The sequence below is a fragment of the Flavobacterium zepuense genome, assembly GCF_007097145.1.
GTDB lineage: Bacteria > Bacteroidota > Bacteroidia > Flavobacteriales > Flavobacteriaceae > Flavobacterium > Flavobacterium zepuense.
Genome location: NZ_VJVZ01000001.1, coordinates 91,517 through 107,482, shown reverse-complemented (window position 1 = coordinate 107,482; position 15,966 = coordinate 91,517). Strand labels below are relative to the sequence as shown.

The 15,966-nt window shown below is 40.4% G+C and carries 18 protein-coding genes; 12 read left to right on the top strand and 6 right to left on the bottom strand.

All coding sequences use genetic code 11. The features are described from left to right. Positions 1-2 precede the first annotated feature (2 nt). Both FMM05_RS00540 and FMM05_RS00535 read left to right on the top strand, forming a co-directional pair. Entirely contained in the window at positions 3-560 is a 558-nt protein-coding gene (locus FMM05_RS00540) for a Crp/Fnr family transcriptional regulator (protein ID WP_143371394.1), read from the top strand. A 78-nt stretch (positions 561-638) separates the two neighbouring features. Next, a complete protein-coding gene (locus tag FMM05_RS00535) occupies positions 639-1,607 on the top strand; it encodes an SDR family NAD(P)-dependent oxidoreductase (RefSeq protein ID WP_143371393.1) in 969 nt (322 codons plus the stop codon). 217 nt (positions 1,608-1,824) lie between these two features. On the opposite strand, the gene FMM05_RS00530 is transcribed toward FMM05_RS00535, so the two are convergent. Then, positions 1,825-2,664: a helix-turn-helix domain-containing protein gene (locus FMM05_RS00530; protein WP_143371392.1), complete on the bottom strand. Its 840-nt coding sequence runs from the start codon at positions 2,662-2,664 to the stop codon at positions 1,825-1,827. Between the two features lie 266 nt (positions 2,665-2,930). On the opposite strand from FMM05_RS00530, the gene FMM05_RS00525 reads away from it, so the two are divergent. The 10 genes from FMM05_RS00525 (at position 2,931) to FMM05_RS00480 (ending at position 11,601) form a co-directional block, all read left to right on the top strand. Beyond that, positions 2,931-3,794, top strand: coding sequence for an SDR family oxidoreductase (locus FMM05_RS00525; RefSeq protein WP_143371391.1), 864 nt, complete (start codon positions 2,931-2,933; stop codon positions 3,792-3,794). A gap of 122 nt (positions 3,795-3,916) precedes the next feature. Then, positions 3,917-4,900, top strand: a complete 984-nt coding sequence (locus FMM05_RS00520) for an SDR family oxidoreductase (RefSeq protein WP_221932235.1) — start codon at positions 3,917-3,919, stop codon at positions 4,898-4,900. Positions 4,901-4,967: 67 nt separating this feature from the next. Further along, positions 4,968-5,330 carry a hypothetical protein gene (locus FMM05_RS00515; protein ID WP_143371390.1) on the top strand — a complete coding sequence of 121 codons (363 nt, stop codon included), beginning with the start codon at positions 4,968-4,970 and terminating at the stop codon, positions 5,328-5,330. 19 nt (positions 5,331-5,349) lie between these two features. Further along, a complete protein-coding gene (locus tag FMM05_RS00510) occupies positions 5,350-5,553 on the top strand; it encodes a hypothetical protein (RefSeq protein WP_143371389.1) in 204 nt (67 codons plus the stop codon). A 1-nt stretch (position 5,554) separates the two neighbouring features. Continuing rightward, entirely contained in the window at positions 5,555-5,908 is a 354-nt protein-coding gene (locus FMM05_RS00505; RefSeq protein WP_143371388.1) for a hypothetical protein, read from the top strand. A gap of 110 nt (positions 5,909-6,018) precedes the next feature. Beyond that, a complete protein-coding gene (locus tag FMM05_RS00500) occupies positions 6,019-6,927 on the top strand; it encodes a helix-turn-helix domain-containing protein (RefSeq protein WP_143371387.1) in 909 nt (302 codons plus the stop codon). Positions 6,928-7,537: 610 nt separating this feature from the next. Continuing rightward, complete coding sequence (locus tag FMM05_RS00495) at positions 7,538-8,581, top strand: DUF6268 family outer membrane beta-barrel protein (RefSeq protein ID WP_143371386.1); 1,044 nt, start codon at positions 7,538-7,540, stop codon at positions 8,579-8,581. Positions 8,582-8,845: 264 nt separating this feature from the next. After that, positions 8,846-9,919, top strand: coding sequence for a glycosyltransferase family 9 protein (locus FMM05_RS00490; protein WP_143371385.1), 1,074 nt, complete (start codon positions 8,846-8,848; stop codon positions 9,917-9,919). A 250-nt stretch (positions 9,920-10,169) separates the two neighbouring features. Continuing rightward, the gene (locus FMM05_RS00485; protein ID WP_143371384.1) at positions 10,170-10,970 is read left to right on the top strand and encodes a metallophosphoesterase family protein; all 801 of its coding nucleotides are present in this window, start codon (positions 10,170-10,172) and stop codon (positions 10,968-10,970) included. Beyond that, positions 10,936-11,601 carry a hypothetical protein gene (locus tag FMM05_RS00480; RefSeq protein WP_221932234.1) on the top strand — a complete coding sequence of 222 codons (666 nt, stop codon included), beginning with the start codon at positions 10,936-10,938 and terminating at the stop codon, positions 11,599-11,601. The genes FMM05_RS00485 and FMM05_RS00480 overlap by 35 nt, the downstream gene beginning before the upstream one ends. Positions 11,602-11,884: 283 nt before the next feature. On the opposite strand, the gene FMM05_RS00475 is transcribed toward FMM05_RS00480, so the two are convergent. The 5 genes from FMM05_RS00475 to FMM05_RS00455 form a co-directional block, all read right to left on the bottom strand. Beyond that, complete coding sequence (locus FMM05_RS00475; RefSeq protein ID WP_143371383.1) at positions 11,885-12,712, bottom strand: NAD-dependent epimerase/dehydratase family protein; 828 nt, start codon at positions 12,710-12,712, stop codon at positions 11,885-11,887. A 63-nt stretch (positions 12,713-12,775) separates the two neighbouring features. Continuing rightward, positions 12,776-13,630: an AraC family transcriptional regulator gene (locus FMM05_RS00470; protein ID WP_143371382.1), complete on the bottom strand. Its 855-nt coding sequence runs from the start codon at positions 13,628-13,630 to the stop codon at positions 12,776-12,778. Between the two features lie 41 nt (positions 13,631-13,671). Then, positions 13,672-14,454 carry a helix-turn-helix domain-containing protein gene (locus tag FMM05_RS00465; RefSeq protein ID WP_143371381.1) on the bottom strand — a complete coding sequence of 261 codons (783 nt, stop codon included), beginning with the start codon at positions 14,452-14,454 and terminating at the stop codon, positions 13,672-13,674. A gap of 36 nt (positions 14,455-14,490) precedes the next feature. Further along, positions 14,491-14,829: a DoxX family protein gene (locus FMM05_RS00460; protein ID WP_143371380.1), complete on the bottom strand. Its 339-nt coding sequence runs from the start codon at positions 14,827-14,829 to the stop codon at positions 14,491-14,493. A 1-nt stretch (position 14,830) separates the two neighbouring features. Beyond that, the gene (locus tag FMM05_RS00455; protein WP_143371379.1) at positions 14,831-15,874 is read right to left on the bottom strand and encodes an NAD-dependent epimerase/dehydratase family protein; all 1,044 of its coding nucleotides are present in this window, start codon (positions 15,872-15,874) and stop codon (positions 14,831-14,833) included. Positions 15,875-15,966: the final 92 nt, after the last annotated feature.

Genomic DNA, 15,966 nt, shown 5'->3' with positions numbered 1-15,966 from the left:
CTATGAAAGCATTTACAGATTTTATATTGAAGTTTGGAAATTTAAACAAACAACAAATTGACCTTATTATAAGTAAGGCTACCGAGACGCAACTTCCGAAAGACGATTACTTTTGGGAAGCTGGTAAAATGCCTGAACATATTGGCTTTCTTGTGGAGGGCTTTATTCGTATTTCTTTCTATGATAACAAAGGCGAAGAAATTACAAAGTATTTTTTTAACGAAAACCACTTGATAAAAGATTGGGATTATTATGAGGCAACTTTTTATTTACAAGCCATTACCGACTGCAAACTCATCACATTTACCAAAGGAGATTGGAAAGAACTTTCCGATACCATTTTGGATTGGGACAAAATGATTGATAAAATAATGAACAAGCATCGCACTGAAAAAATGGAAAGATTAAGTTCTATGATTTCGCAAGATGCTACTACACGTTATCTTAATTTTTTAAAGGACTTCCCAAACGCTGCTAATCGCATACCTCTTTCTTACATTGCTTCCTACTTGGGCATTACTCAATCTTCATTGAGCCGAATTAGGAAAAATATCAGTTAAAATCGCTATTTGCCAAATGGCAAATACTTTCTCTTTTAAACGTGCAATCTTTGCACCTTAATTTATAAAGAGAAAAATATGCCAACGATTTTAATAACAGGCGGACACAGCGGAATAGGAATTGAATGTTGTAAACTTCTTGCATCAACTTATAATTACAATTTAATTTTGGCAGGGCGTAGCCCTGAACAAATGGAAATTTTCGCAAAAGAATTACGAAAATCCTATAATGTAAAAATAAGTGTGCTTGCGATGGACACATCGTCTTTAAAATCTGTAAGGACAGGAGCTGCGCAATGCCTTAAAATGATTGTAAATGGAGAAATTGATTCGCTGCAAGCTATCATTTGCAATGCTGGAATTCGCCTAAACGGAGCTGTATCTTATTCTACTGATGGTTACGAAGAAACTATTGCAACTAACTATTTAGGACATACTTTATTGGTGGAATTGCTTATTGATAGCATAGTAAATAATGGACGGGTTGTTTTTACAGCAAGTGGCACACACGACCCTGATACAGCAGACGGAAAATTGATGGGAGTAGCGGCAGAATATGATGTAATTGGACTTGCACATACTGGTAAAGATGGCTCAAAGCCCATTTCCGCCGGCAAGTTATATGCAACTTCAAAACTTTGTATAATGCTTTATGCGTATGAATTGGATAGACGGCTAAAAAAGGTAGGTTCTTCTATTGCATCCATAGCCTATGACCCTGGTGCCACTTCAGGAACTTCCTTTTTAAGAAGTATGCCAAAGCCGGTGCGATGGCTTACAAGCACTGCATTTATTCATTGGGTAATGAAACGAAGTGGTATAACAATGGGAGATATTGTTTTTTCTGGAAAATCGCTTGCGAAGGTTGCTGTTGCCCCTGACTTTGTAAACAGCTCGGGAAAATATTTTCAATCTAACGATTTTAGATTAACAGAAAGGCGTTCTTCCAAATTGTCTTATGACGAAGAACGAGCATTAAAATTATGGAGCGACACTAAAACACTCATCCATTTAAAGCCAAATGAAGGTTCACCAATACTTCGTTAGTAGATTAACAGATAAACACAACATAGGAGTGACTCCAAAATCAGCACGACAGCACTTCGGAAAGACAGAAGGGCATATACAATCATCTGGCGTCTTATATCTTCTTATGAAAATAAACAAAAAATTGAAATAATCCCTTGTAGGCATTATACCTGTGAGTGTTTAGTTGTGGTAAACAATATTTCTCACTTTTGATGTTTACTTTCTTATTTTGAAACTAGCAACTTGAATTTACTAAAGATTGCAGTTCTGATGGTGTAAGCCCTGTCTTGCTTTTTATAAAGATGCTGAAGTTGGCGGGGCTGTCAAAATTGAGTGCGAAAGCAATTTCTTTCAAAGACATTTTCCCAAGCAGCAAAAGGCGCCGTATCTCTAATAGAAGTTCCTCATGGATAAGTTCAAGGGCCGATTTTCCAAACGCAGCCTTACAGACTTGGTTCAGCTTATTTCTGGAACAGTTCAGCATTTTGCAATAATCGGCTGCTTTCCTATGTGAGTATATATTTTGCGATAATACAGAAAGAAACTGAGAGGTGAGATGGTCATACCTTAAACCAATATTCTCGCCCTGCATCTCTACAAGGGATATTAGTATTATTTCCAAATAGCAGTATGCCTTATAAATAGAGAGTTGTGAAAAATCCTTTTGCGCCAACAAATCAGCCATTTGTTCGGTCATGCTAAAAAGACGGTCAAAAATTTGGGGTTCCGGATTAAAAACGGGGTCTATAAAGTATAGTTGATAGTGTTGTAGGGGACGTATAAACTCAAAAAGGTCTTTCCTGAATTGTATTAGCAAGCCTTGAGCGGTATTGCGATGCATTAAGTGTACTTGTCCCGGATAAACATTGAAGAGTTGCCGTCCATGCATCTCATAGGGTGTAAAGTCTACGTATTGTTTGCCTTCGCCTTTTTGTATTAATATGATTTCAAAATAGTCGTGCCGGTGAGGCCGGTGGTAATCATAAGGGTTTGGATAGTCGATAGGTTCAATCACCAGTAATTTATTAGGATGGGGCAGCCAGACTACATGGTCACGGGACAATTTTTCATTCATTTAATTATGTGTTTGGAATTTTCTACGTGTAAATAGTTTTGTTTTAAATTTATGGTAGTTGCCTTTGATCTGCGAAATTTCGGCCGTTTATAGCTAAATGATGTATCCAAATGTCCGAATGTTATAGTTAAAAGGCGCTTTTTCACCTTGGAAACCTCATTAATAATCTTAGTTGATATATAATCCTTTCAACTACGTCTTTGCGACTTTTGGCTACGTAAGCTTTTAAACAATTCTTGAACTTTGTCGCAATAAAATATCAAAATATGCATTCAAATAAGAGTACATCCCGTAGAAAATTTTTAGCGCTCGCCACAACCGCTGCCGCTCTTCCTGTTGCAAATGCAATGGGATTAAATAATAGTCAACCCTCTCAAATTGAACCTGGCGTAATGCCCGGTGCCGGACGAGTAGCCATTATTACCGGATCATCCCGTGGAATTGGCGCCGCCACTGCACGTCGACTAGCACTTGATGGCTATGCCGTAACAATAAACTACCTTACAAATAAGGACAAGGCTGAACGGCTCGTACAGGAGATTAAAGCCGCAGGAGGTAGGGCGATTTATCATCAGGCAGATGTTGCGGACCCTAAAGGAGTCAAAGCACTATTTGATGCTAACCAGGAAGCCTTTGGCGGCGTAGATGTGGTGGTTAGTAATGCTGGTATCATGAATACTAACCCGTTTGCCGATATGGGCGACGAGGCTTTTGACCGAATGATAGCTACAAATATTAAAGGGAGTTTTAATGTACTGCGTGAAGCCGCCCGCCGTACCCGCAATGGGGGACGCATTATTTGCTTAAGTTCCAGCATCATCCAAATGAAGCCTGCGGGTACAGGTGCTTATGCCGCTACCAAAGCCGCCCAGGAAATGTATGCCGGAGTATTAGCTAAAGAGCTTAGTGGCCGCCGCATCTCGGTTAATGCTATTGCCCCCGGCGCTGTTGACACAGATTTGCTGAGAAGTAAAGGCACAACCGAACAACTTCAGGGCGCGGCAGCCATGACACCCTACGGCCGCCTTGGCAAACCCGAAGACATCGCAAATACTGTTGCCATCCTGTGTTCTGAAGATGGTGAATGGATCAATGGCCAGCTTATTTATTCTAATGGTGGAATTGTATGAGAATTAACTATGAACACCTCCTGACTAAACTCTAATCAGAGCGCGCAGGAAAAAATCCGATGCAATAGGACGAGCCTTTCAGTATAGAATAAATCGGCTTTTCCACTACGATAATATGACTTTTGGCTACAGCCGCTTTATTACTGTTGCAGAACTTTGCAATAACAAAAACAAGTAAAATGCAAAACGAAATTAAAAAATGGACAGCATCGGATATTCCTCAAACAAACAGTGGCTTAGCTGTAATTACAGGTAGTACCGAAGGTGTTGGATACGAAGATGCACTAGCGTTGTCATCAGCAGGATGGAATGTGGTAATAATGGGGCGTAACGCTCAAAAAGGGGCTGATGCAATTGATAAGATACACCGGATTAATCGGAAGGCCAAAGTGAGTTTTGAAAAAATAGACCTTGCCAATCTATCCTCAATAAAAGCCTTTGTTTCGAGAATGACTTTGAAAGGGCAAGCCATCAATCTTCTAATAAATAACGCCGGTGTAATGACACCGCCAAAACGGCTTGAAACTGCCGATGGCTTTGAGTTACAGTTTGGCACAAACCATATTGGCCACTTAGCACTTACAGCACAACTTCTTCCATTATTACGTAAATCACCTGGCGCCCGTGTTGTTACTGTTTCAAGTGTAGCAAATCGTGCAGGAATAATCAATTTTGATGACCTTCAGTCAACATCTTCGTATGTTCCAATGAAAGCATATGGCCAGGCAAAACTTGCGAACCTGATGTTTGCTTTAGAACTTCAGCGGCAAAGTGAAAAGTACGGCTGGGGCATCACGAGTCTGGCTTCCCATCCGGGTGTTTCCCGAACAAATTTACTTATTACCGGTGCCGGGCGATGGAGTGCCGCAGGAATGGCGCGAACTTTTCTACCATTTTTATTCCAGCCATCTGCACAGGGAGCCTTGCCAACATTATACGCGGCGACATCTCCGGATGCTAAAGGCGGTTTGTATTACGGACCGGACAAAATGGGGGAGACCCGGGGATTTCCATCCGTCGCAAAAATACCTTCACAAGCAAAGGATTTGAATGTTTCTTTAAAATTATGGGAGTTATCGCAGGAGTTAGCTAAAGTTGAATTTTAAGACTTACAGTTTTGAGCCATTTTAAAAACTCTCAATTTCAATATTTAAACTAAAAAATGAAAAAAAAATGAAACGTATAAGTGCGGTATCGATTGTTGTGGTTGTGCTTTCATCCTGTAGTGCTAACAAAACGGTCTATATCAGTAACAAAACAGGCAATACCATCACATTGATGTTGGATAGCTCCTACGTGAACACACACCCTTTCGCTTTCACCGACTCCATAAATGGATTACGGATTGAGGATAAAAAAGTATTCGATTATGGCAAGGGAAAATGGACATTGAATGATAAAAGTAACTTGGAAGAAGTCCTAAAGCATACCAAAATCATCAAAGACGGCAGCAAAACAGCTATCGATATGCCCCACAAGACCAAAGTGTCGCATATAAGTTTCAATGTTGAAGAACTTTGGATAAATATTAAATAACATTTTACAATAAAACAAGATGAATACTATTCAAAAAAATGACAAGCTACCAATGGGTTTAACAGTATTGTCAAACGCATTGCCACCGGTAGGATTTTACCTGTATTACAGATTTAGAAAAGCATTTCCTAAAAAAGCGCGAACGGCACTTATAAACGCAATTTTAGGCATCCCTATTGGGTTGATTGGCGGTTATGTATTACAAATTTACGTTCTGAATTAATATGATAAAGAACATCATTTCATTAGTCTTATTGGTAACCTCGGTAGGCTTGAGTTTTAGCCACGGTTGGGGTTCCTTTAATTATAAGAAAAATCCAGAATCATTAAAAATGATGTCCCAGTTGGGTTTAGCGGAATGGACAATGCCTGTATTCGGTGTTTCCGCTATATTGGTTGGCATACTGCTGCTGCTACCAAGGACATTTTTCATAGGCAATCTGCTCAATGCCCTATCGGTTGTATTTATAATGGCATTTGCATTACGTGCTGGAAACTATCGCATAGCCCTGATAGAAATTCCGTTTTTAGCAATACCACTGCTATTGATTTGGCTTAAATATCCATTTAAAAATTAAGGATAAGGTAGATGAACGTGAGGAAGGTTTTGATATCAATTATTGCTGTAGCCATAATTTTCATGGCTATTGATTTTAGTAAAATATATTTTAATAAGTAACTTTACAACATGGAAGATAGAAAACCATATAGGATAAAAACCATTACAGAGCTGCACAGGCTTGGCGGCTATGACAAACCGCATCATCCGCTCATCAGTATTTTAAATCTGGAAGGTTTAGCCAACAATACAGATATCACCACTGTATTATTTGATTTTTACGTGGTGTCTATGAAGCGGGGTTGTGACAAACTTTTTTATGGTCAACAAAAATATGATTTTGACGAAGGCATGATGGGTTTTCTTGCTCCGGGGCAAATACTGCGTGGCGAAGACAATGGTGTGCCGCATAATTTAAGTGGCTGGATGTTGTTTATCCATCCCGACTTTTTATGGAATACCTCACTGGCAAAAAAAATAAAGCAATACGAATATTTTGGTTACAATACAAATGAAGCTTTATTTCTGTCCGACAAGGAAGAAGCTGTCATCAATGGAATTATAGAAAACATCAGAAACGAGTACAGCTCCAACATTGATAAGTTTAGCCAAGATATTATTATTTCCAGTCTTGAAACACTACTGAACTATGCAGAACGCTTCTATGAACGCCAGTTCATTACCCGGAAAATAATTAACCACAACATATTGAGCCGCCTGGAGGATGTACTGGCAGAGCGTATCAATAGTGAAGACCTGCTTTTAAAGGGATTGCCCAGTGTTAATGAAATTGCTGATATCCTGAATATGTCATCCAAGTATTTAAGCAGTCTATTAAAGCAGCTTACCGGCCAGACCACCCAGCAGTTGATTCATGAAAAACTGATTGAAAAGGCGAAAGAAAAGCTATCAACCTCAGAATTATCCGTTAGTGAAATTGCATACCAGCTGGGGTTTGAACATCCCCAGTCATTTAGTAAGCTCTTTAAAAGCAAGACCAATCAAAGCCCTTTAGATTTCCGGCAATCGTTTAATTAAATAGCATTAATAAACCTATCACTATTTATAAAAAACCTGCATATTCTGATATTGCATCTCTACTAGTTCCTATACAGTCCTGTTAAAAGTACCCAGGGCAAAATGTGCAACAACATATCCCCAATAAGCTGATTGAAAAATCAAACGAAAAACATTCAATAACAAATCTATCTTTAAACGAGATTGCATTTAAGATAGACTGCGAACACCCTTAACCGTTTAGCAAGCTTTTAAGACTAAACCAACTTTTACTTACGCAAATCCGGCAATATTTCAATCTTACAAGTGATAAACTGATATAAGGAATGGTTAATATTTCCATTTATTATTCAGCATTTAATAGGCTATTAAAACATTATCGGGGTAGTCGCTTCTCAAATACCTGCCTTCAATTTAAATCTTTTGTGCCGCAAAATTTCTCCCTTTCGACTACGTCTATGCGACTTATGGCTACATACACTTTTTACTAATACTTGAACTTTGCCGTAATAAAAGTTAAGAATATCCCTATATGCTATGTTAAGCTGGCTACTAATGGTAATAATACGTTCGTCCCAATAAAGATTGGACCTAAAAAATTAATAACTGTAAACACTCAATCCATGTAATTATGTTTAATCACAATTTGTTTATTTCTCATTCTCCTTGTTTAGCAAAGAAAACGCTGGATCGCCTAACGGCCCTAATACTATTCACCTCATTTTTAACATTGCCATTCCTTGCCAATGCGCAAAGCCAGGACAGTGTTGCCAAGAAGGTAATCCGCTTCAACGCCGATAAGTTCGCCGAACAGAGGCCTTTCAGTATCGATTTTAAACAATACGGTAATTATAATTTCTCATCAAATTTAAGGGATCGGGATCTGCCGGATGGAGAGTTTACAAACTGGTCACAGTCTACAGCAAGTATAAACCTTAATTTGCTGCAAAACCGCCGGTGGCTGGTACAGATAAACGGGCTTTACCGGCTGATCTCATCCGAATCAAGATTTTCGACATCAACACCCAACATTCAACAAAACTACAAAGAGGATTACCATTATCATACTGAGGGGCTAAACTTTAGTTATTTTGCAAAGCTATTTGGTAAGACAGTCATCTACACGGCAGGATTTGCATTGGATGGAAGTGAAAAGAGAATAGAACGTACACGTGGGGTTTTTAGCGGTATTGTTGTACTAAAAGCTAATGAGACAACAACTATGAGTGTCGGTATAGCAGGAACAACAGACCCAGGCGCGCAAATTCCAATTGCACCAATATTTATTTACCAGCATAAATTTAATGATAAACTAACGGTAGACCTTACACTTCCCCGTTATGCCTACTTACGCAGGCAAATGTCAAATAATGGTAGGCTTTCTGCTGGTTTCGATCTTGATTTTAATACAACCTTTTTCCTTTACGATCGAGATGCCGCCAATACCACTTACCAGTATCGGCAACTTGACGGTAACGTTGGCCTTGTTTACGAACATATTTTACCGGGCAGCATTACCCTTACTTTCAAAACAGGCTACCGGGTAAACCCAACTGTACGGGTGCTTGAAAAGAACAGTTCGTTTAATGATTATACTTGGGAAGCGCATACAGATTCTGCCCCGTATATTAATATTGGGGTGTCACTTAATCCATTTGTAAAACACAAAAAGTAGATTTTTTTAGATGGAGGCTAATTTGAATGAACGACGCGCCATATTCAAAATGTGATGCATCTGCGTCAACATAAACCTTCCTACTGCAACAATGCAACTTTTGGATACATATGCCCCATAATATCACAGGATATTTGCCCAAACACCAACTCCGGTGTTTAAGCCAACTAAAATAAATGAGGTTACTTCGGAACCTTCTGTAAATTTGATTTTGCAAAGTTGCCCGCCATTATTTTATATCTATCTGACTAAATTTCATAACTAATGAAAATACCATTTGAAATTAACGTGCTTAGGAAACACGTGATGAAAATCCTAACTAGGGATATAGGAAAGTCATCAGTACAAAATAATGACTTTAGACTTTTAAGAGATAGGAAGATACTGATTACAAGGCCAAATCATAGATTAGGCAACCTTTTATTAATTACGCCGCTGGTGCAGGAAGTAACCTACATGTTTCCTGGATGCAGAATAGATTTATTTGTTGGTGGGAGCGCCGCCCCGCATATATTTATGAACTACGAAAATATCGAAAAGATCATCCAGTTACCCCGAAAACCTTTCAGCAATATACTGAAATACATCCGAGTGTGGCTTGTACTCAGGGTGCGCTCCTATGACCTTGTCATCAATGCAAATGAAGGTTCCTCTTCGGGAAGGCTATCAACATTATTTGCCAGGTCAAAGGTCAAATTTTTCGGGGAAGCTGATAATTATTACAAGTTTGCATATCCAGACCACGGGCACCATGCCAAATGCCCTGTTTACAACTTTAGGGGGTTCCTGATTCGTCAGGGTTTTGAGGAAAATAAAAATCAGATTCCACCGCTGGATCTCAGGTTATGTGCCGGAGAAATTGCTGAAGGAGAAAAAATACTGAATGCTATTGTTCAGAACAAAAAATTGACCATCTGTCTTTTCACTAATGCTACCGGCAATAAATGCTACTCTAACCAATGGTGGGAAGCATTTTATAATGGGCTGGTTGAATCTTTTCCAGACTATAATTTCATTGAGATGTTGCCTGTAGAAAACATTTCAAGGTTAGACTCCATTATACCATCTTTTTACAGTACCAACATACGCGAAATAGGGGCAATTATTGCTAATGCATCACTCTTTATAGCAGCCGATAGCGGAGTAATGCATTTGGCCAGTGCAGTAGGTACACCAACAATAGGTTTGTTTTCCGTAACCAGTGAGCAGGTATATGCGCCCTACAATAAACACAGTCTTGCGATAAATACGGGCAAAATAACTATCCCTGAAATGTTCGCCCTAATTGAACATACGCTCCTAAACACTTCCTATACAAAGGGGAGCATGCACGGATAATGTACTGTATTGAAATGCTAAACTCATAGCTGTTGACTTCGAATTTTTACTAAGGTTTTGCCAGCCGGGGAGGGCTGGTCATGTTCGTTAGTTGTTTTTGATGATGCTGTTCGGGATATATTTCCGGGCAGCTTTCATCTTCTTGGAGCAGTGGCTTCTACAAAATATAGAAATATAAAGCAATTTATATTTTATTAATAGTTGCTGAGTACCACATAATAATAACCACTTTTTCTCCCATAATTAGAAAATGAAAAAAATAGTTTTACTGGTTTCTTTCTGCTTTGTTTTAGAATCTTGTGATTTATTTGAATATAGCCCATATGATGGAAAAATAACAGGTGAAAGAAATATTAACTCGAAAAATATTAGCCGAATAGAGGAGAGCTGCGAAGGAAAAAAGGTCATACGGTTTGCATTTATAAGTGATACGCAGCGTTGGTATGATGAAACACAGGCTTGTGTACAGTCGATCAATAACCGCGATGACTTAGATTTTGTCATTCACGGAGGAGACCTTACAGATTTTGGTGCAACAAACGAATTTAAATGGCAAAGGGATATTCTAAATGCGTTGACCATACCCTACGTTGCGCTGCTTGGCAATCATGATTGTCTTGCCAATGGCCAACAAGTATTTGAAAGCATCTTCGGAAGTTCAAATTTTTCCTTTCTTGCAGGGAACATGAAATTTGTGTGCCTGAATACAAATGCTTTAGAGTACGATTACTCACAGGCAGTTCCCGATTATCAATATATAGAAAACGAACTTAACGATTCCCGTAGCCAATATGAAAAAACGGTCGTTGCCATGCACGCCCGTCCCTTTTCTGAACAATTCAACAATAACACCTCAGGTTTATTTCAATACTATACTAAGCAATTCAGAGGTATGCAATTTTGCCTTAATGGACATGAGCACCAACTACATCAGGTTGATCTTTTTAATGACGGTATTGTATACTATGGTGTTTCAAATATTGATAAGCACAGGTATTACATATTTACGATAACAAATGAAAGCTACAATTATGAGGTTGTTAGTTTTTAAGTTGTTTTATACTGGAATGGCATTTATCATATCTACGCATGCATTCGGGCAGGACAGCATTTCTGTTAATGATTCAATCGAAAGGACTAAACAGTATCGGTCAGTTTGGGATAGCTTTATTCCAAAATATGTTAAGCTTCAATATGCCGGAGGAATGGGGTTTCTCGCCATAGGGTCAGGATGGGATTATGGTAATAAAAAGCAGTGGGAGAGTGATTTCCTGATAGGATGGCTACCTCGCTATACCGGTAAGCAAAGTCAGCTTGTGTTTACTATAAAACAAAATTATATACCATGGTCATTACATATAAATGGTAAAGTTATCTTGCGTCCACTTCATACCGGACTTTACATAACCAGCACAATGGGACGTGATTACTGGATAAAGGAGCCAGACAGTTATCCAGACAGTTATTATGGCTTTTCAACCAGACTGCGTATAAATGCTTTTATCGGCCAACAGCTGACTTTCCTATTTCGCCAAGAAAAGCCTTTGTTGGCAAAATCAATAACATGTTACTATGAAATAAGCAGCAATGACTTGTATATTGTGAGTGCTGTTACGAATAGCTACCTGCAACCGCAAGATTATTTAAAACTTTCTTTAGGGGTAAAAGTGCAGTTATTGTAGCAACTTTCCTTATTAGTCTATCCTATGGCGTTTCGATATAAAATATTTGGATTCATTTAAACCAGTAAGCGCATCTTCATAAAAGGAAAGTAATAGTCCACATCGTAAGCAGTCATTATCATATGAGGCGGGCAGGACACAAGCGCTCAAAGCCCCTAAAATATTTAGGAGCTTCTATGTGGCACTATTGAAGAGGCTGAGCTTTTGAGTTGAAGCGATTTGAAGATTACGCCCATCTTTGCTGTATTTCCGGCGGGATCAGTTAAAAGATTAGAGTAAGTTGTCAGATTAGGTTTTCCTGCGCTGCCTGATAAACAGTCCTCACAGAAGGTTGAAAGCCCAGACTGCGGGCCAGTGAGGCATCAGCATGCAGATACCAGGGGTTGGCCAGCGGCTCCGCGGATGCAGTCATATTTTCACCAACGAGCTGCAATAATTCGTAAAGTGTTGTTGGCGCCTCATCTGTAATATTGACCACCCGGCCATCGATGATCCCCTGCAAAGCCATGATGATAGCCGTATATATATCGCGATGGTGAATGGTACTCATCCGCATAGCCGGATGAAATTTGGCAGCAACTACATGTTTAGGCAATTCTTCCAAATGTCCATCACCATCCCCATAAACAAACGGGAAGCGGAGAACTGACCAGTTCAGTCCGCTTTCGCGTAGTTCCTTTTCCGCAGCAACTTTACTGGCCGGATAGGCATGCTGCGGATTAAGCGCATCATCCTCCCGACCGGGGTGCGGATTGTTTTTGTCATATACATGGCTGGTACTTGCAAAAATGAAACGGACATCCGGAGCAATAGTCTTTACGGCATTAATGAGGTTGCGCGTACCCTCCATGTTACTTTTCCAGATCAGGTCCGTGTCCGGTGAGCGGAACACGGCTGCCAGGTGAATGATGGCTTTTGCGTCTTTCACCGCTTCTTGCAGTGTTGCCGGGTCAAACAAATCGCCTTCTATAACCGTTACTCCGGCCGGAACTTCTTTGCCACGTACCAGTGCAAAACAATCATACCCATCTTCAACAAGGCGAGGCAAAAGCCTCGAACCTACTAAACCGGTCGCACCGGTTACCAATATTTTACCCACTTGTCTGTCCATAATTAAATTATTTTTGACAAATGTGGGGCTAATATACTTCTAGGGATCGGACAAAAACCGCATTTACAGGGACAAATCCTGATAAAAGCTGGCTACCGTTTTACCGGTTACTTTCTTAAACAACCGCGAAAAATAACCCGGGTCATTAAAGCCAAGCTCAAATGCCAGTTCCTTTACAGATGTGTGTTGGTTATTATACATTCTGCGCCTTGCCTCGATAATCAAACGGTCAGTGATGAATTCCTTAGGTGAAACCCCGGAATGCTGTTTCACGATCCTATATAAACAATCTGTGCTTAAGGCAAGCTTTTCTGCTATCTCTGTTATGGCAGGCTGATCTGTAAGATGATCTTCTACAAATAGCTTAAACCCTAAAAACTTATCAAGGCTTCCTATCGTTTGCTTTTTATGCATTATAAAATAAGCGGCGTTTATCTCGGTAAGCAGGCTGTTCAGGTAAGCAAGGATCAGTTCCGGATCAGTATCGGCAGTACGCAGTAGGTCATTTAAGGTTTTAAATGTATTACAAAGCCTAAGTGCAGCATCGGGCGGAAAACTGATTTTTTGCTGGTTCAGGGGGTTGAGCAGAAAGGGAAACTTCCGCGGCAATCGCGAAAGGCAATCATCGTCAAAGCCCAGTTTATAATAGTCCGCACCATTGCCGCTTCTAGCCAGTTGTCTAATCTGATGGGGTAACGCAAAAAAAAGCTCATTTTTACCTACTTCGATAGTTTCCCTGTCAATAATCTCCTGACTACTCCCATAGAGCACTAAAAGAAAAAAATAGTAAGGCAGCCGCTGGGCAGGACCGTATTGAGCCGCCGACTCCGGCGCTATATGGCCAAACTCAGGAGAAACAATACGTATAGAAAGCCCTTTGTTTTGACTTAGATTTTCTGGAAAAGTGTTACTGCGCATAACTCCTGACAATCATTTAAGTGAAGTTAATCAATAAGTCTTTATGTATTCGTTAAAAGTGAGGTTGGAACTATCCCAAACTCTTTTTTGAAGGCCACAGAAAAATGGGACAAAGATTCAAAACCGAGTTCAAGATAAATATCTGAAGGCTTCCGGCCTTGATTTTGCACAAGAAAATAGGCCTCCTGTAAGCGCTTCCGCACTAACCAGCGGCTTGGTGAATCCTTAAAAGCCGCTTTAAAGTCACGCTTAAACGCAGAAAGGCTGCGCCCTGTCAGCAAAGCAAATCGCTCCAGGCCGACATTGAACCTAAAATTCCGGTTCATATAGGCTTCTATATTAATTTTTTGAGGGGCATCAAAATTAAAGAATATACCCTCAAGCTCAGGTTGCGACCTGAGCAGGATAAGCAGAAGCTCCTCGTACTTAATATCTTCAAAAGCTGCGTCCAGTTCCATAGCACCTTTATAGTAAGGTTTTACCGAGCGGATAAAGCTATCAATCAATTCGTTTTTAGCAACCGCAATAACAGCCCGCTCGGACAAAAAGTTTTCCCTGTTATTTCGGTACTTTTGCCAAAACTGGTGGAGAAACTCCTCATCAAAACAAAACATGATGGGCTCAAAATCTTCCGCAGTGCTGTTGAGTATGAATTTGACAAGGTGGTTCCTGCGGGCAATACAGCAATCCCCGGACTGGTAGGTATACATTTCATTGCCATCAAAAAAGCTGACATTACCTTTGGCAAGATATAAAAATAGGTGGTCTGGAATGAACTGTTCTCTCAGTATGGCAGGCTTTACCTGGTTTGTTGTCGTTCTCATCTTTACCGGATTTAGTGTTGTTAAGTCGTTTCGTCTTTAAAGGGATGCCCTAAATAAATCAGCAACAAAGGCACGATCAAAAAACGGCACTTCTATTAAAGCGAACTTATAATTCCCTGCTTTTAGCGCCAGGGCCATCATGACTATCAACTGCACGGCTCTTAGCGTATTTCCCCAAAAGAACCACCTTGGGAACATGATCAGTAGGGCCGAGGTGATCGCCCAGACGCCAAACACTATTCGAATAGCATCCGGTATTCCCAGGGCCGACATCATACGGATGTATTCTTCAGACGGTTTCCTGAATGCACGGCTAACATGACTGATACCCAAATATAAGGAAATCAGAATCAACGCCCCGCTTATTATTCTCATATCAGTGAACTTTAATAAGGTTATATTTTACCATGCTATCTACCGATGCCAGTAATGTTTCTTCCTGTGGGGCAATAGGGCGCCAGCCTAATACGCTCCTGGCTTTTTGATTGCTTACATTCCGGTTCATCCTGATGAGTAACAGCGCTTCTTTAGCCTGCCCGTTTACCAATGCCACTAATCGCAGGATCCAGGTCGGCAGCCGCCTTGTAGCAACCAGTTGTGATGCATACGGTCGCTCTTTTTTTAGTAATGCAGCAATCTCAGGCAATGAAATTTGTCCGTTTGCACTGGCAATAAAGCGTTGTCCACCGGCCTCAGGGGTCAGCATGGCGCGGATGTGCAGGTCTGCCACATCCCTGACATCTACAATGTTTAGCGCAATTTCCGGCACCGCTTTCATTGAACCGTTCAGCAGGTTTTTAAGCAAATGGAAGCTACCGGAGATATGCGCATCAAGTGCCGGGCCCAAAATGGCAACGGCGTTGATGGTTACAAATTCCAAATTGCCACCTTCTGACCGTATAAAATCCCAGGCTGCTCTCTCTGCCAGTGTTTTTGATTTTTCGTAAACTGATAACCCCTTTGCTGCTGTATCTGTCCAGTCCGTTTCTGTGGTTTCTCTACTTTTATCGGTTTGCGTAAACCCGACCGCACCGAAATTGGAGGCCATGACTACCCGCTGCACGCCTGCGAGCTTTGCAAACTTCAGAATACGCAAAATGCCTTCCACCGCAGGCCGGATGGCTTCCTGCTCATTTTTGAGCTTCTTAAAGAATATCGGCGATGCTACGCTCAATACATATTTGCAACCTTCCATTACCTGTTGCCAGTTATCATCCTTTGTAAGTTCTGCTTCTGCAAACGAAAGATAATCAATGGCCGTCACCCCCTGTGCTATCAGCGTGTCTTTCAATTCGGCTGTACTTGCCGGGTTGCGGACAGTTGTCCTAACCCGGTAACCTTTTTGTAACAATTGCAGGATGATTTGCCGAGCTACAAAACCCGTTCCGCCCGTTACTAAAACAGTTGCTTTATCTTCCATTTTTCGAGATTAAAATATAGGACAAAAGTCTGGCTAAAAATGAAGGGATGGTTTTCTGAAAAGTCCAAATTACTTTATTGAGCGGTCCTATA

Excerpts from the sequence above, each read along its gene's own strand:
- FMM05_RS00455 (WP_143371379.1), bottom strand. The coding sequence starts at position 15,874 with ATGGAAGATAAAGCAACTGTTTTAGTAACGGGCGGAACGGGTTTTGTA.
- FMM05_RS00470 (WP_143371382.1), bottom strand. The coding sequence starts at position 13,630 with ATGCGCAGTAACACTTTTCCAGAAAATCTAAGTCAAAACAAAGGGCTT.
- FMM05_RS00510 (WP_143371389.1), top strand. The coding sequence starts at position 5,350 with ATGAATACTATTCAAAAAAATGACAAGCTACCAATGGGTTTAACAGTA.
- FMM05_RS00485 (WP_143371384.1), top strand. The coding sequence starts at position 10,170 with ATGAAAAAAATAGTTTTACTGGTTTCTTTCTGCTTTGTTTTAGAATCT.
- FMM05_RS00525 (WP_143371391.1), top strand. The coding sequence starts at position 2,931 with ATGCATTCAAATAAGAGTACATCCCGTAGAAAATTTTTAGCGCTCGCC.
- FMM05_RS00530 (WP_143371392.1), bottom strand. The coding sequence starts at position 2,664 with ATGAATGAAAAATTGTCCCGTGACCATGTAGTCTGGCTGCCCCATCCT.
- FMM05_RS00535 (WP_143371393.1), top strand. The coding sequence starts at position 639 with ATGCCAACGATTTTAATAACAGGCGGACACAGCGGAATAGGAATTGAA.
- FMM05_RS00515 (WP_143371390.1), top strand. The coding sequence starts at position 4,968 with ATGAAACGTATAAGTGCGGTATCGATTGTTGTGGTTGTGCTTTCATCC.
- FMM05_RS00480 (WP_221932234.1), top strand. The coding sequence starts at position 10,936 with ATGAAAGCTACAATTATGAGGTTGTTAGTTTTTAAGTTGTTTTATACT.
- FMM05_RS00540 (WP_143371394.1), top strand. The coding sequence starts at position 3 with ATGAAAGCATTTACAGATTTTATATTGAAGTTTGGAAATTTAAACAAA.
- FMM05_RS00500 (WP_143371387.1), top strand. The coding sequence starts at position 6,019 with ATGGAAGATAGAAAACCATATAGGATAAAAACCATTACAGAGCTGCAC.
- FMM05_RS00460 (WP_143371380.1), bottom strand. The coding sequence starts at position 14,829 with ATGAGAATAATAAGCGGGGCGTTGATTCTGATTTCCTTATATTTGGGT.
- FMM05_RS00495 (WP_143371386.1), top strand. The coding sequence starts at position 7,538 with ATGTTTAATCACAATTTGTTTATTTCTCATTCTCCTTGTTTAGCAAAG.
- FMM05_RS00475 (WP_143371383.1), bottom strand. The coding sequence starts at position 12,712 with ATGGACAGACAAGTGGGTAAAATATTGGTAACCGGTGCGACCGGTTTA.
- FMM05_RS00505 (WP_143371388.1), top strand. The coding sequence starts at position 5,555 with ATGATAAAGAACATCATTTCATTAGTCTTATTGGTAACCTCGGTAGGC.
- FMM05_RS00465 (WP_143371381.1), bottom strand. The coding sequence starts at position 14,454 with ATGAGAACGACAACAAACCAGGTAAAGCCTGCCATACTGAGAGAACAG.
- FMM05_RS00490 (WP_143371385.1), top strand. The coding sequence starts at position 8,846 with ATGAAAATACCATTTGAAATTAACGTGCTTAGGAAACACGTGATGAAA.